Origin of the sequence: Halomonas sp. 11-S5, from assembly GCF_029889825.1 — a bacterium.
Classification (GTDB): Bacteria; Pseudomonadota; Gammaproteobacteria; order Pseudomonadales; family Halomonadaceae; genus Halomonas.
Window position 1 is genome coordinate 201,099 of the sequence record NZ_JARANW010000004.1, and the last position, 13,661, is coordinate 214,759.

14 protein-coding genes are annotated in these 13,661 nt (G+C 70.8%); 1 reads left to right on the forward strand and 13 read right to left on the reverse strand.

Annotated features, from left to right (window positions below; all coding sequences use genetic code 11):
• Positions 1–33 precede the first annotated feature (33 nt).
• Positions 34–1,809: a C4-dicarboxylic acid transporter DauA gene (gene dauA, locus OP497_RS05245; RefSeq protein WP_280546996.1), complete on the reverse strand. Its 1,776-nt coding sequence runs from the start codon at positions 1,807–1,809 to the stop codon at positions 34–36.
• A gap of 190 nt (positions 1,810–1,999) precedes the next feature.
• Between dauA and OP497_RS05250 the strand changes: the two genes are divergently transcribed.
• Positions 2,000–2,197 carry a CopG family transcriptional regulator gene (locus OP497_RS05250; RefSeq protein ID WP_280546997.1) on the forward strand — a complete coding sequence of 66 codons (198 nt, stop codon included), beginning with the start codon at positions 2,000–2,002 and terminating at the stop codon, positions 2,195–2,197.
• Positions 2,198–2,221: 24 nt separating this feature from the next.
• Here the strand turns inward: OP497_RS05250 and OP497_RS05255 are convergent, their stop codons facing one another.
• The 12 genes from OP497_RS05255 to OP497_RS05310 form a co-directional block, all read right to left on the reverse strand.
• Positions 2,222–3,892 (reverse strand): phosphoethanolamine--lipid A transferase, encoded by a 1,671-nt coding sequence (locus OP497_RS05255; RefSeq protein WP_280546998.1) that lies wholly within the window; start codon positions 3,890–3,892, stop codon positions 2,222–2,224.
• Positions 3,885–4,667, reverse strand: coding sequence for a phosphatase PAP2 family protein (locus OP497_RS05260; RefSeq protein ID WP_280546999.1), 783 nt, complete (start codon positions 4,665–4,667; stop codon positions 3,885–3,887). Before OP497_RS05260 ends, OP497_RS05255 begins: the two co-directional genes overlap by 8 nt.
• Before the next feature lie 75 nt (positions 4,668–4,742).
• Entirely contained in the window at positions 4,743–6,128 is a 1,386-nt protein-coding gene (locus OP497_RS05265; RefSeq protein ID WP_348533110.1) for an ATP-binding protein, read from the reverse strand.
• On the reverse strand, positions 6,128–6,808 hold the full coding sequence (locus OP497_RS05270; protein ID WP_280547000.1) for a response regulator transcription factor: 681 nt from the start codon (positions 6,806–6,808) through the stop codon (positions 6,128–6,130). The genes OP497_RS05265 and OP497_RS05270 overlap by 1 nt, the downstream gene beginning before the upstream one ends.
• A gap of 118 nt (positions 6,809–6,926) precedes the next feature.
• Complete coding sequence (locus OP497_RS05275; RefSeq protein ID WP_280547001.1) at positions 6,927–7,799, reverse strand: SDR family oxidoreductase; 873 nt, start codon at positions 7,797–7,799, stop codon at positions 6,927–6,929.
• On the reverse strand, positions 7,786–8,478 hold the full coding sequence (locus OP497_RS05280) for an iron-containing redox enzyme family protein (protein WP_280547003.1): 693 nt from the start codon (positions 8,476–8,478) through the stop codon (positions 7,786–7,788). Before OP497_RS05280 ends, OP497_RS05275 begins: the two co-directional genes overlap by 14 nt.
• Positions 8,479–8,481: 3 nt before the next feature.
• Positions 8,482–9,951 (reverse strand): AMP-binding protein, encoded by a 1,470-nt coding sequence (locus tag OP497_RS05285; protein WP_280547004.1) that lies wholly within the window; start codon positions 9,949–9,951, stop codon positions 8,482–8,484.
• Positions 9,935–10,624 carry a thermostable hemolysin gene (locus tag OP497_RS05290; protein WP_280547005.1) on the reverse strand — a complete coding sequence of 230 codons (690 nt, stop codon included), beginning with the start codon at positions 10,622–10,624 and terminating at the stop codon, positions 9,935–9,937. The genes OP497_RS05285 and OP497_RS05290 overlap by 17 nt, the downstream gene beginning before the upstream one ends.
• 89 nt (positions 10,625–10,713) lie before the next feature.
• A complete protein-coding gene (locus OP497_RS05295) occupies positions 10,714–10,884 on the reverse strand; it encodes a hypothetical protein (protein ID WP_280547007.1) in 171 nt (56 codons plus the stop codon).
• A 179-nt stretch (positions 10,885–11,063) separates the two neighbouring features.
• Positions 11,064–11,834 carry an ABC transporter ATP-binding protein gene (locus OP497_RS05300; RefSeq protein WP_280547008.1) on the reverse strand — a complete coding sequence of 257 codons (771 nt, stop codon included), beginning with the start codon at positions 11,832–11,834 and terminating at the stop codon, positions 11,064–11,066.
• The gene (locus OP497_RS05305) at positions 11,831–12,595 is read right to left on the reverse strand and encodes an ABC transporter permease subunit (RefSeq protein ID WP_280547010.1); all 765 of its coding nucleotides are present in this window, start codon (positions 12,593–12,595) and stop codon (positions 11,831–11,833) included. The genes OP497_RS05300 and OP497_RS05305 overlap by 4 nt, the downstream gene beginning before the upstream one ends.
• A complete protein-coding gene (locus OP497_RS05310; RefSeq protein ID WP_280547011.1) occupies positions 12,592–13,623 on the reverse strand; it encodes an ABC transporter substrate-binding protein in 1,032 nt (343 codons plus the stop codon). Before OP497_RS05310 ends, OP497_RS05305 begins: the two co-directional genes overlap by 4 nt.
• Positions 13,624–13,661 lie beyond the last annotated feature (38 nt).

Here is a 13,661-nt window from a genome sequence, read left to right on the forward strand (position 1 = left end):
AGGCCGGGCCAGGGTCGCCAAGACGAGTCGGCGTTAGTTGTGTGCCCGCCGGCGCGCCTCTTCTCCGGCGAGCCAGCGCAGGGCTACCCTTCGGGCCTGTGCCAGCTCTCGGCACCAGGTCAGCCGGCCGGCCGTGCGGCGGATGCCGGCGCGGCGCAGCTTGACGAGGATCCGCGTCGGCAGGCCGACCAGCACCAGGGCGACTCCCTGGCGGCGCATCTCGTCGATCAGGGTCTTGAGGGCCACGATGGCGGTGCCATCCATGCTCGGTACGTCATGCATGTCGAGGATGACGACCCGCACCTTCGGGTCCACCAGGTGCAGCGAGGTGAGTGCCTTCTCGGCGGCGCCGAAGAACAGCGGGCCATCGATGTCGTAGAGGGCGACCTCGCCAGGCAGCTCGCCGATGCTGGCATGGGATCCGGCGTCGACCCGTTGCGTCTGGGTCAGCAGCGACATGCGCCGGATGAACAGGGCGGCGGCCAGCCCGATGCCCACGGCCACCGCCAGCACCATGTCGAAGAACACGGTCAGGGTGAAGCAGGTCACCAGGATGGCCACGTCGCCCGGCGGGGCCGAGCGCAGGGTGTGCAGGAAGTGGCGGGCCTCACCCATGTTCCAGGCGATGATGAACAGCAGCGCCGCCAGCGCGGCCATCGGCACCAGCCCCAGCAGGCCCGCCAGGGCGACCACCGCCAGCAGCACCACCAGCGCATGCACCACCGCTGCGATCGGCGAACGGGCGCCGCTGCGGATGTTGGTGGCGGTCCGGGCGATGGCGGCCGTGGCGGTGATGCCGCCGAACAGCGGTGCGACGATATTGCCCAGCCCCTGGCCGATCAGCTCGGCGTTGGGGTCATGGCGGGTCCGGGTCAAACCATCCGATACCACCGCGCACAGCAGTGACTCGATCGCCCCCAGTATGGCGATGGCGAAGGCGGGACCCAGCAGGGCGCGAATCAGTTCGAAGTTCAGTGCCAGGGGTTCGCCATCCGCGCCGGGCAGCCGCCAGGGGGCCACGAAACTCGGCGCGATCGGGGGGATGCCGCTGCCCGTCTCGCCATGGGCCTCCCAGGTGAAGCGCGAGGCGATGGTCTCCACCAGGTTCCCCGTGCTCGGGTCGCCGATGCCATGATTGATCGTATAGGCGGACAGCGCACCCACTATCAGTCCGATCAGGGGTGCCGGAATCGGCACATGCAGGCGCGGCCAGAGCAGCATGACGCCCAGGGAAAAGGCCCCCACCCCCAGCTCGAGCGGATCCAGGCTCGGTAGCGAGGCGGCGATCCGTCCTAGATTCTCGACGAAGTGCTCGCCCAGCTGTCCGACCTCGAGCCCCAGGAAGTCGGGCACCTGCAGCACCGCGATCACCACTGCGATCCCCGCCGTGAAGCCCAACACCACCGGATAGGGCACGTACTGGATGAGGCGCCCCATGCCGGCGATGCCCAGCGCCACCAGGATCACGCCGGCCATCATCGAGGCGATCAGCAGGCCGCCCAGGCCGTACTGCTGGACGATGGGGAAGAGGATGACGACGAAGGCCGCCGTCGGCCCCGAGACATTGAAGCGTGAACCGCCGGTCAGCGCGATGATGGCGCCGGCGACGATCGCCGTGTAGAGCCCGTGCTGGGGAGGCACGCCGGTGGCGATGGCCAGTGCCATGGAGAGCGGCACCGCCACGGTGCCGATGGTCAGCCCGGCGAGGATGTCGCGGCGCAGGTCGTCCAGGCCGTAGCCGTCTCGCCAGGCCGCGCGCAGGCCGGTGGCAATGCTGGGAAGGGGTGGGGACGGTCGGTGGCGTGCCATTCGCGGGGTCCTCCCTGGGCTAACTGGTCGCGTGGATGGGCCGGTAGCCACACGCCCGGTGGGGTTCGTGCCGGTTGACTATGTGAATAATATTAACATGTCGTTAGTATTTTCGACAAATGTATCACCGGCATTGCCCAGGCTGGCCGCGGACATTAACATTTGATGATAATACTGACGGAGAATCGCGATGGAGAAGAAGACGGCACGCCTGACTCTGCTGATCGACCCGCACAAGAAGCGGGCCTTCGAGCAGCTGTGTGCGGCCCAGGACCTGACTCCTTCCCAGGTGGTGCGACAGCTGATCCGCGACTACCTGCGTGACCATGGCGTGGAGTACGAGTCGCGCCCCGACCTGGCCACCAAGGACGCACCGGGGCGGGAGTGAGGGCTCGCCCCGGCCGGGAGGACGTCAGGTGGCAGCGGCCATGGGGGAGCGACACGCCTGGCTGATGTCCATGTTCGGGTCACGGATGCTGCTCTCGACGCCCAGCACGCCGAGCAGGCTATGAAAGAGATGGCCGTGACTCAGTGGCTGGTCGGCCCGGCTGGCCAGGCAGTCGCGCTCGAGCCCGGCGGCCTGGTCGAATGCCCGGGATGACCACCAGGTCATCGGCACCCGAGTCTGCTCATCCGGGGCGATGGCGTAGGGCAGGCCGTGCAGGTAGATGCCGTTCTCGCCCAGGGATTCGCCATGGTCGGAGACATACAGCATCGCCGTGGCCAGAGACGGCTGCTGCTCCAGCACGCCGATGAGGTCATCCAGCACGCTGTCGGTATAGAGGATCGCATTGTCGTAGCTGTTGACGATCGACTCCCGGGAGCACTGGGCCAGGTCCGAGGTATCACAGGTGGGGGTGAAGGCCCGGAAGGCTTCGGGATAGCGCTGGAAGTAGCTGGGGCCATGATTGCCGAGGGTGTGCAGCACGATCACCGTATCTTCGCGTATCGAGCCGATGCGCCGGGAGAGCTCCTCGGTCAGCACGCCGTCCCGGCAGTCATGCCCGTCGCACAGCGCCGGATAGGCCTGCGGGTCCGGCGAAAAGTGCTCCACCCCGTCGCAGACCCCCTTGCAGCCCGACTGGTTGTCGATCCACTCCACCCGGTAGCCTGCCCGCTGCAGCACGTCCAGCAGCGACTCGTGGCTCCTGATGTAGCGTTCGTCGTAGTCGGCCTTGCCGATGGGCGCGAACATGCAAGGTAGCGAGACGGCGGTGTTGGTGCCGCAGCTTGCCACGTCGGTGAAGTTGATGAGGTCACGGCCCGCCAGGCGTGGCGTCGTCTGGCGCGAGTAGCCGGATAGCCCCCAGTCGGCGGCACGCACGGTCTCGCCGACCACCAGCACCAGCAAGCGCGGGGTGCCGGTGGCACTGGCCTGGCGAACGGCATCCTCGCCGATGGGCAGGCGCTCGTCCGGCAGCGGGTCCTCGGCCGCCATGACCTGACTGGTCGAGACGATGGCGTTGCCCGGCGTGATCAGATAACGCAACTCGTGATGATTGCGCATCAGCGAGGACAGGCTCTGGAAGGAGAACAGCAGCGACACCACCAGCACGGCTATGCCACCGGCCAGCCACAGCAGCGATATGCCCAGCCCCCGCGGCCAGCTGCGCCGTCGCAGCGGCCAGCGCCATATCACCAGCATCGGCAGCCCGGCGAAGAGCAGCAGGTAGAGCGCCAGCCCCGGGGTCAGCAGCTCGCCCGCCTCGCGGGTATCGGTCTGCAGCACGTTGTCGATCATGTGGGTATCGAAGTAGGCCCCGTAGTGGCCGGTGAAGTAGCTGATTGATGCCGCCAACACCACCAGCAAGGACAACAGCGGCTTGACGCTGATGCGGTTGACCAGTGGCAGAAAGACCACGAAGTGCAGCGCGGTCATGGCCACGCCATAGCCGGCCAGTCGTCCCCAGTCGGCGAGGCCGCCGGGGGGCGCAGCGTCGATCACCGCGGACCAGAACCGCTGGTTGTAGAGCAGCGTGAAGGCCAGGCTGGCCAGCAGGGTGAGCGCCTGGGGTGACAGGGCCGGCAGTCGCGAGGGGGGGATGGCCCGCCCCAGGCGCGTGAGGGAAATCGCATCAGGCATCGGGGGATGTCTCGTCAGTGTTGGGCGGCAGGGTCAGGCGACGTTGCGGGAGATGCCATGCCGGCAGCAACCAGCTGGCCAGCAGCGTGCTGATCGTCCAGCAGAGCATCAGCGTCCAGAGATCATGGGACAGGAAGTGGGCGCCCCGCAGCTGCTGGGCGATGCCGAAGGCGAGCCCCAGCCCCAGGCCGGTGGCCAGCCCCAGCCAGCGCCAGCGAGGCCAGGTGGCGGCCAGGAAGAAGTAGAGCGCCAGCCAGGCATAGCCGGCACTGGCGTGGCCGGCGGGAAAGCAGGCGGTGTCCGGCATCCCGCTTGGTCGCCATTCCAGCAGCCCGACGAAGGGCCAGTCGCCGCCATAGCGGGCCAGGTCCCAGGGGCACTCCATGCTCACCAGCTGCTTGAGGATCGAGATACTGAGTGTCGAGGCCGCCACGGCCAGGAACAGGAACAGCAGCGCTCGCCGCCAGCGGCGCAGCGGGGTCGGCAGCAGGCTGGCGAGCAGGGCAACAATGACCCCGGCTCCCATCCACTGGCTGAGCGTCCGGCCGCCTTGGTGCAGCCAGTCCTGCAGCAACACATGATCCTGCAGGGCCCACTCGCCGCCCTGCCAGCGGTAGAGGGCATCGGCGAGCGTGAAGTCCAGCCCCAGCCCGTATATCACCAGCATCAGGGCGAGAAAGCCGCACCAGGCCAGGGCCAGGCGGTAGGGGAGGGAAACGGGAAACCTCGGCACTGCGCCGGAGCGCATCGTCGCCAGGGGTGTCAGGTCGGGCATGGCATCGCCGTATCGAGAAGCGGAGATGCCATACTGGCCCGGCCAGCTTAACGCCGCCTTATGGCGGGATGGTGGTCACGCTGCCCGGTGCGTGCGCGGCAGCACGACCTCCACCCTGAGTCCGCCGTCCGGGGCGTCGTCGAGCCGCAGGCGGCCGGCGTGGCGCTGCAGCAGCCGGTCGACGATGGAGAGTCCCAGGCCCGCGCCGGCGCCCGGCCCGGCCCGGTGGAAGCGCTCGAGGACCTCGAGGCGCTGGTCAGGCGGGATGCCGGCCCCCTGATCGTCGATCGTCAGCGACAGGGCGTGGTCGCCGGCCGCCAGCCCCACCGTGACGGTGCCCCCCTGGGGGGAGTGCTGCAGAGCATTGCCGGCCAGGTTCTGGATCAGCGTATCGATGGCCCCGGGCTCGACCGACAGCCTCCAGTCGGTGGCCTCGTCGGCCTCCAGCTGTAACTCGATGCCGCGCTCGGCGGCCAGTGGCGAGAGCTTGGCCAGCGCCTCGCGCACCTCGACCAGCAGGTCGGCGGGCTTGTCGGCCAGCGGCGACTCCTCCTCCGGGTCCAGGCGGGCCAGGGCGAGCAGCTGGGTGACCAGGCGAGTGCTCCGGGCCACGCCATCGCGCAGCTTGCCCAGCGCCTCGCGGCGATCCGCCGGGTCCTCGGCGGCCAGGGCGTTCTGGGCGTGCAGGTCGAGCACCGCCAGCGGCGTGCGCAGCTCGTGGGCGGCGTCGGCGATGAAGCGCTTCTCGCGCACCCGCAGCGCGCGGATGCGCTCGAGCAGGCGGTTCAGGGCGCCGGCGATGGTCTCCAGCTCCCGCGGCAGCGGGTGGAGGATCAAGGGCTGCAGGGTGTGGGGATCGCGACGGCGGATCTGTTCGGCCATTCGCGACAGCGGTCGCAGGCCCCAGCCGGTCGCCCACCACAGCAGGAAGGCCAGCACCGGCAGCCCCAGCAGGTCGGGCATCAGGGTGCGCAGGGCGATCAGTGTCACCAGCTCGCCGCGCACATCGCCGCGCTCCCCCACCACCACGCGCAGCGGGGATCGAGGCGTGCTCAGCGCATAGACCCGCCAGGTGCGGCCGGCCAGCCGAGTGTCCTCGTAACCCTCGCTCAGTGCTGTGAGTGGTGCCGGCGGGGCGCTGTCCGAGCGCAGCAGCAACTGGTCGCCTTCCCACAGCTGGAAGGCCAGCTTGCTCTCGTAGCGGTGGCCGGCGATCTGCTGGTCGGCCTGTTCCACGCGCTGCAGGGAGGCTTTCAGGCTTTCCAGCAGGGCCTCGCGCTGCTCGCTCGCCAGCGGAGCGCGCATCAGGCCCTCGAGCAGGCGGGCATTCTGGGCCAGCTTGGCATCGAACAGCTCCTCCACCTCGTGGGCGGCATCGCGGTAGCTGGTCAGGCCGATGACCAGCATGCTCAGGCCGAAGACCAGCAGCACCACGCCGAGGGTGCGGCGACGGATCGACATCAGCCCGTCCTGTCCGGCGCGGGGCTGTCGAGCACATAGCCGATGCCGCGCAGGGTACGGATCAACTCAGGGAAGAACTTGCGCCGCAGGTGGTGCACGTGCACCTCGATGGCGTTGCTCTCCACCTCTTCTTCCCAGCCATAGACCAGCCGGGTCAGGGTGTCGCGAGTGAATACCCGGCCGGGGTGGGCGAGGAACTCCTGGAGCAGGGTGAACTCGCGCCGCGACAGCGACACCGGCTCGCCGTGGTAGCTGACGCTGTGGGTGGCGGGATCGAGGCGGATGCCGCGGGCCTCCAGCACGCTGCTGGCCTGCCGCTGGCTGCGGCGCAGCAGGGCCCGCAGGCGGGCCTTCAGCTCCGCGACCTGGAAGGGCTTGACCAGGTAGTCGTCAGCACCGGCATCCAGGCCGGCGATGCGGTCGTCGATGCCGTCCCGGGCGGTCAGCACCAGCACCGGCACGCGGTTGCCCCGGCGGCGTGTCGCCTCCAGCACCTGCATGCCGTCGAGCCCGGGAAGGCCCAGATCGAGGATCACCGCATCGAAGGGCTCGTTGCTCTCGAGGGCAGCCAAGGCCTGCCGGCCATCGGTCAACAGGTCCACGGTGTAGTGTTCCGGCTTGAGCGCCAGGCGGATGCCCGCCGCCAGGCTGGGGTCGTCCTCTACCAGCAGGATGCGCATGGGGTGGGGGTCACTCCTCCAAGGGGCCGATAGTGGCCCCGTTCATGCCGATGGTCGCCTCACCCGCAGAGCCTGTCGAGCCCCACGAGGCGAGCGCGCCTGCTGCGGCCGTGGTCGATCATGGCAGATGTCGCGTCTCGCTTGCGTCGGGGCCAGTCTCGCCTGCCGGGGCAAGGAAGCGGCGGATCACCGGCAGCTGGCGCAGCAGGGCCTGGTCGACCAGGCGCGGCAGCAGGCTGTTGAGGCGGGTGAAGAGCTGCTCGGGGCCGCCCAGCTGGGTTTCCTCGCGGCCATGCTCGATGGCGCGGCGTACCGCCGAGGCGACCCGCGCCGGGGTGTCCATGGCGTTGCCGAGCGCCTGGTTCATCGCCTCCACCTCGGGTGCGTTCATGGCGGTACGGGTGGCCCGGGGGGAGACATGCAGCACCCGCACGCGGGTATCGGCGAGCTCCCGGCGCAGGGCCTGGCTGAAGCCGCGCAGGGCGAACTTGGTAGCGCAGTAGCCGACCTGCCCGGGGTAGCCGATGGTGCCGAAGGTCGAGCCCAGGTTGACCACCCAGCCGTGCTCGGCGGCGAGCAGCTGCGGCAGCAGCGCCCGGGTCAGCTGCAGGGTGGCAGTGAGGTTGAGGGTGACCAGCGCCTCGATCTCCTCGTCGCTGCAGGACTCGAACAGCCCCACGCGGTTCACCCCGGCGGCGTTGACCAGCATGTTGCAACCGGCATCGCGGCTTGCCATCACCAGCCGGTTACGGTCCTCGGCGCGGGTCAGGTCGGCGGTCATGGCCGTCACCTGGCCCGGATGGCGCGCGACCAGGGCCTCGAGGGCCTCGTCGCGGCGCCCGGTGATCAGCAGCCGTGCCCCGGCGGCGGTGAGCTCGTCGACCAGCGCCTGGCCGATGCCGCCGCTGGCGCCGGTGATCAGGATCCGCTGGGCGGGCCAGCCCCCCTCGGGCAGGCTGACGCGGCGAAACACCCTGTCAGACCAGCGCATCGGAGAGCTCCCGAGTGGCGCTGCCACCGTCGCAGCGGGCCACGATGCTGCGGAACATGGCGCCATAGAGCCGATAGACCATCCGTGCGGTGTCGATCACCGCCGCCAGGTCGTCGCCCTCCAGGCGGTTCACCAGCCCCTCGAAGAAGGCCAGGTGGCCGATGTCCAGGCTGCCGTGGGAAGTCAGGTAGCGTACCGCGTCGTCCGGCAGCCCGAGGCTCGCCTGGAGTCCCTCGGCGGCCTGGGTGGCCAGCGCCGTGCTGGTGCCCTCGAGCACCTGCACCATGCCGAAGAAACCCACCGGGTTGCCGTGTTCGATCACGTCGCGGACATGCGAGACCATCAGCCGTGTGGCGGGGTCGGGCTCGGCGGCGGCCGCCGCTTCGGGATCGCCACCGGTGGCGCGGATGTCATCGAGGATCCATTGCTCGTGGCCATGCTCCTCCTCGATGTACTCCACCAGGGCGCTGCGCAGCCAGCCGAGGCGGTCGGGCAGGCGCGCCCCGCAGGCCATCATCAGTGGCACCGTGAAGCGCACATGGTGGTAGGCCTGGCCGAGGAAGGCCAGGTACTCGTCGCGGCTCACCTCGCCGCTCAGGGCGCGGGTCAGCATCGGCGCGGCCAGCAGCCAATCGCGCTCGGCGTGGGTGGCGGCCTGGAGTTGCTGATAGGGGGTCATGGGTCACTCCTCCGTGGGAAGGGGGTTGTCGGTGGCGGCAGTGGGCGGCGCCAGCAACCAGTCGCGGTAGCGTTCATGGATGGCGTCGCGGCGCAGGCGGCCGTTGCCCGTCAGCTGCTGGTTCTGCAAGGTGAAGGGCGTGGCGCGGCGCCACGCCTGCACCCGGGCATAGTCGGGAAGGCCGGCATTGGCGGCGGCGATCGCCGTGGCCAACCGGGCATCGTCGAGCCCAGGTGCGGCGGGCACGACCAGCGCCCGATTAGCGGGCAGGGCCTCGCCGAAGACCAGCGCCTGGGCGATGGCGTCCTGGGCGCAGAGTTCGCCCTCGACCCACTGGGGGTCGACGTTGCGGCCGTAGGCGGTGATGAAGACCTCCCGGCGGCGGCCGTCGAGCGCCAGGGCCTCGCCCTGCCAGTGGCCCAGGTCGCCGCTTTGGTGCCAGTCGCCGGCGGCCGGCTCGCCCAGGTAGCCGAGCATGGTGGCCCCTCGGACCTGCACCTCGCCGCTATCGTCGAGGCGTACCTCGGCATGGGGCAGCGGTCGGCCCACGCCACGGGTGGCCTCGCCGGGACGGTTGAGGCAGACCACCGAGCCGCATTCCGAGAGCCCATAGCCCTCGAAGACCGGCCAGCCGCCGGCCTGCGCCTTGGCGAGCAGCGCCGCCGCCACCCGGGCGCCGCCCAAGGCGACGAAGCGCAGGCTGTCCGGGGCCTCGGGGCTGGCCGCCACCAGGGCCTGGAGCAGCTGGGGCACCAGGATCAGGCTGTGGGGGCGGAAGGCCTCGATGGCCGCCAGGGCCCGGCGGGGATCGAAGCCACTGGCGCCCTGCCAGCCCAGTTCGGCGACCGGGGGCAGGCAGGCGGTGGCGCCCAGCCACAGCGGGACGTAGAGGCCGCCGATGTTCTCGAGCAGGGTCGCCAGCGGCAGCATCGCCAGGTGGCGTTCGATACCGAGCGGTTCGACCACGGCGGCGAGGCTCTCGGCCACCGTCAGCGGGGCGCGGCCGTCGAGGCAGACGCCCTTGGGGGTGCCGCTGGTCCCGGAGGTGAAGGTGATGCGCGTGGTCCCGGCATGCAGGGCCGGGGGCGAGGCCACCCGCCGGGTGGCGATGGCCGGGTCCGGCGTGGCACAGAAGCCGAGCGCCTCGCCGCCGGGGCCGAGCCAGGCGTCCAGGCCGGCGCTCGCCACCAGGTGACGACGCTGGGCGTCGCTGAAGAAGGCGGGCACCGGCACCGCGACCCGCGCGTCCCGCAGCAGGGCCAGGTCCCACAGCGCCCACTCCAGGCCGTTGTCCAGCGCCAGCGCCACCCGGCGGGCGCCGCTTTGGGCGAGGCGTCGACAGCGGTCATCCAGGGCGGCGGCCAGCTCGCCGTAGCTCAGCCGGCGGTGGCCGTCGTCCAGGGCCGGTCGCTCGGGGCGCTCGGCGGCGTGGCGGGCCAGCCGCGCGAGGAAAGCCTCAGCGCAGCGGGACATGGCCGGCCTCCTGTGTGCGCCTCGGGTCAAGCAGGCGGCGCTCGGTGAGTACGCCGTGGGCCAGGCGCAGGTCGCCGGCCATGACCCGGGGATGGTGCTCGTAGTAGCGGCCCCAGCATGCCTGCTCCTCGCCCAGCCGCGCCGGGTCGGCGAGCTGGAGGGGATGCAGCTCGATGCCCAGCCGCTGGATGCCGTTGGCCACCGTCGGGGTCGCGGTGAACATCACCCAGTCGAGCCCCTCGGCGACCAGTTGGTCGATCAGCTGCACGAAGAGGCGACGCTGCAGGCCGCGGCGCAGGCTCGCCAGGTTGCCGATCTCGGCGATCGCCTCGCGGGCTACCGGACGGCCGAGGCGCCGCGAGAGGAAATGCTCGGCGGAACTGTCCAGGTAATGCTCCTGGAAAAGCGACCCCTCGCTGGCCAGGCCCACGCCGATCGCCGCCAACGGGATCCGCCCCTGCCAGAGCCCAAAGAGGCGCGGCAGGAAGTGGGTGATGCGGGCGCCATGTTCGATGGCGAAGCAGCGGCGCACCAGGCGTTCCAGGCGGCGGCGTTCATGCCACCCGCCGCCCTCCCGCCACTCGAGCGGGGGCGCGCCGGCCATGACGGCCGGCAGGGCCGCCGGGGGCGGTCGACAGGGGGCGGGGGAGTGAACGGGATCGGGGGGTGGCATCGGGGCGTCTCCATGACGTTTCCCCGATACTCTGGCCCCGGCAACTTAACGCCTGCTTAAGGGAACGGCAGACTCCTCGGCCCCGCCGCTCAGGCGCGGATATAGGCCCAGCCCTCGGCTTGCCGCTCGGCCAGGGTGACAACCGCCGCTTCGACCTCCGCGAGGCCTGCGCTGTTGTCGAGCCCCTGAGCGGCCAGGGAGTTGCGGCACAGCCGCAGCAGGGGGTCGGTCTCGTCGGGGGTCGCCAGGGCCGCGGCCACCGCCCCAGGATCAGCACCTCGGCATCGGGACGGGCCTTGCCCAGGTTGCGGGCGTTGCGCCGAGCCCGGGCGAGGGCCTCGGCGGTGGGGGCATGCAGCAGGACGCGCAGCGCGGCCATGGGGCCTCCTGGTTTTCGGGGGGTGAGGGCGGCGGATGTCGGGAGTGAGGGGGCGGGACGTCAGTGGGCGCCCCCGATATGGCGCTCGACGGCTTGCAGGCAGTCGGCGAAGCCCGGGTGATCGCGGCGGTCGTCCAGCGGCAACGGGATATCGAGGGTTTCTACCACGCCTGCCGGCTGGGCCGCTGCCTGGCCACCCAGCACCATCACCCGGTCGGCGAGCAGCACGGCCTCCTCGATGTCGTGGGTGACGAAGACGATGGCGGCCTCGGTTCGGCGGCGCAGGTCGACCAGCTCCTGCTGGAGGCGGCGCCGGGTGATGGCGTCCAGCGCCGAGAAGGGTTCGTCCATGAATAGCACCCGCGGGCGCACGGCCAGGGCCCGGGCGATGCCCACCCGCTGCTGCTGGCCGCCCGACAGGGTATGCGGCCAGCGCTCGGCGAGCTCCTCCAGCCCCACCAGCGCCAGGGGCTCCAGCGCCCGCCGGCGTCGCTCGGCCCGGGAGAGGGCCAGCCCCTCCAGGCCCAGTTCCACGTTGGCGCGCACACGACGCCAGGGGAAGAGCCGCGGTGACTGGAAGACCATCGACCAGGCCCGGGTGTCGCGGGCCCGGCCCTCGGGAATCTCGACCGTGCCTCCTTGGGGGGCGAGCAGGCCGGCCAGGGCGCGCAGCAGGGTCGACTTGCCGACCCCCGAGGCGCCCACCACGGCGACGAACTCCCGGGGATGCAGGTCCAGGTCGACGCCGGCGAGCACCGAGGTGGCGTCGAAGCCCAGCCGGAGGCCTCGCGCGCGAAGCACCGGGGGCAGGGTCGTCTGGGAAGCGGTCATGGCTGCCACCTGAGCAACCGGCGCAGCAGCGTCATGAACAGGAAGTCGAAGGCCGCATAGAGCCCGGCGATGGTCAGCATGTAGACCACCACGATGTCGGTGGCGAGCAGGCTGGAGGCCTCCATCATGCGCTGGCCGATGCCCGGAATGCCGAACAGCTCGGCGGCCACCACCGTCATCCAGCCCTGGCCCAGGCCGGCACGCAGCCCGCCCAGGATACCCGGGGCCGCTGCCGGCAGGCTGACCTTGGTCAGCCGCGCCAGGAAGCCGCCCTGGCCGAAGGCCCGGGCGACCTCGTCATAGCCCGGGTCCACCGAGCGCACCGCGCTGACGCTGGCGAAGTAGTTGATCCAGAACACGCCGATGCTGATGATGAAGGCCGCCGCCGAGGGGTTGATGCCGAACCAGATGATGGCGAAGGGGATCCAGGCCAGCGGCGGAATGGGGCGCAGCAGCCGGGCCAGCCAGGCGTGCAGGGCATCGAACACGGGCAGCATCGCCGCCGACACGCCCACGGTGATGCCCAGCAGCGAGCCCAGCAGCAGGCCCACGCTGTAGTGGGCGAGGCTCGCCGTCACCACCTCGAGCCAGATGCCGTCGGCGATCTCGGCGGCCAGGACGCCGGGAATCGTCGACGGCAGCGGCACCAGGCTGCCGGGCAGCAGGCCGCTGCGCAGGGCCAGTTCCCAGAGCAGCAGGAAGGCGGCCAGGCCCAGGGCGCCGAGCAGGCTGCGGCGATAGCGCGACAGGACCGGTGTCATGATCCCGCGAGCTCCTCGGCCACCGCATCGTAGAGGTCGGTGTCGAACAGCGCATCCAGGTCGACGCGTTTCCTGAGCGTGCCCTGGGCGACCTGGAAGTCATGCATGGTGCGGGTGGCCTCGCGGATGGCATGGGGGTCGGCGAGGTAGTTCGAGGAGGGCGAGCGCAGGGCGGCCTCCACGGTATCGAGCCCGATCAGTCGCTTGCCGACGAACTCCCGCACGTGGGGTGCAGCGCGCTCGGGCTCCTCGCGCAGTACCTCGGTGGCGCGCAGATGCAGGGCCATCAGCTTACGCATGGCCTCGGGGTGCGCCTCCAGCACTTTCTCACGGGCCGCCAGCACGGCGCCGGGCTGGCCGGGCAGCATCTCGTCGGCGCGGGCCACGACCCGGGCGCTGTCGTCGCGCTCCTGCACGGTGGTGAGGATCGGCTCGAGGATCGAGGCGCCATCCACCGCCCCGGCCAGCAGCGCCTGCTGGACCCGGTCGGCACCCATGGCGACGATCTCCACGGCCTCCTCGCCCACGCCCAGTTGCTCGACCAGCCAGTAGCGCAGCACGGTGTCGGGCACCGAGCCGCGGGGGAAGGTGGCGATCTTCGGCTTGCGGCCCTGCGCCTCGGTGAAGCGGGCGATGGCCTCGGCGGGATCTTCGACGCGGGCGAAGGTGTCCGCCAGCTCGCCGCGGGCGACCAGGCCGATCTGCTCGCGGATGCTGGCCGCCAGCACCTTGATCGGCACGCCATTGGCGCGAGCCACCATGGCCGGGCCGATGCCGAAGTACATGACGTCGAGCTCGCCGGAGGCCAGGGCCTGGACCATGGCCGGGCCGCTGGAGAAGCGGGTCAGCTCGAGCTCGAGGCCGGCCTCGGTGGTCCAGCCCTCACCTTGCATGACGAAAAGCTGGGCGACCGGCAGGATCGGCATGTAGCCCACCTCGAGGCGGGTGGTGGTGTCGGCGGCCTGGGCCGGGCCGGTGGCGATCAGCAGGGCCAACAGTGGGGCCAGCAGGCGGGGGACGCGGGACATGGGCACTCTCCAGGCGTGAATCATGACCCTTCATCCTA

What these genes read in the sequence shown, in the direction of transcription:
- dauA (WP_280546996.1), bottom strand. Translation starts at nt 1,809, where the DNA reads ATGGCACGCCACCGACCGTCCCCACCCCTTCCCAGCATTGCCACCGGC.
- OP497_RS05250 (WP_280546997.1), top strand. Translation starts at nt 2,000, where the DNA reads ATGGAGAAGAAGACGGCACGCCTGACTCTGCTGATCGACCCGCACAAG.
- OP497_RS05255 (WP_280546998.1), bottom strand. Translation starts at nt 3,892, where the DNA reads ATGCCTGATGCGATTTCCCTCACGCGCCTGGGGCGGGCCATCCCCCCC.
- OP497_RS05260 (WP_280546999.1), bottom strand. Translation starts at nt 4,667, where the DNA reads ATGCCCGACCTGACACCCCTGGCGACGATGCGCTCCGGCGCAGTGCCG.
- OP497_RS05265 (WP_348533110.1), bottom strand. Translation starts at nt 6,128, where the DNA reads ATGTCGATCCGTCGCCGCACCCTCGGCGTGGTGCTGCTGGTCTTCGGC.
- OP497_RS05270 (WP_280547000.1), bottom strand. Translation starts at nt 6,808, where the DNA reads ATGCGCATCCTGCTGGTAGAGGACGACCCCAGCCTGGCGGCGGGCATC.
- OP497_RS05275 (WP_280547001.1), bottom strand. Translation starts at nt 7,799, where the DNA reads ATGCGCTGGTCTGACAGGGTGTTTCGCCGCGTCAGCCTGCCCGAGGGG.
- OP497_RS05280 (WP_280547003.1), bottom strand. Translation starts at nt 8,478, where the DNA reads ATGACCCCCTATCAGCAACTCCAGGCCGCCACCCACGCCGAGCGCGAT.
- OP497_RS05285 (WP_280547004.1), bottom strand. Translation starts at nt 9,951, where the DNA reads ATGTCCCGCTGCGCTGAGGCTTTCCTCGCGCGGCTGGCCCGCCACGCC.
- OP497_RS05290 (WP_280547005.1), bottom strand. Translation starts at nt 10,624, where the DNA reads ATGCCACCCCCCGATCCCGTTCACTCCCCCGCCCCCTGTCGACCGCCC.
- OP497_RS05300 (WP_280547008.1), bottom strand. Translation starts at nt 11,834, where the DNA reads ATGACCGCTTCCCAGACGACCCTGCCCCCGGTGCTTCGCGCGCGAGGC.
- OP497_RS05305 (WP_280547010.1), bottom strand. Translation starts at nt 12,595, where the DNA reads ATGACACCGGTCCTGTCGCGCTATCGCCGCAGCCTGCTCGGCGCCCTG.
- OP497_RS05310 (WP_280547011.1), bottom strand. Translation starts at nt 13,623, where the DNA reads ATGTCCCGCGTCCCCCGCCTGCTGGCCCCACTGTTGGCCCTGCTGATC.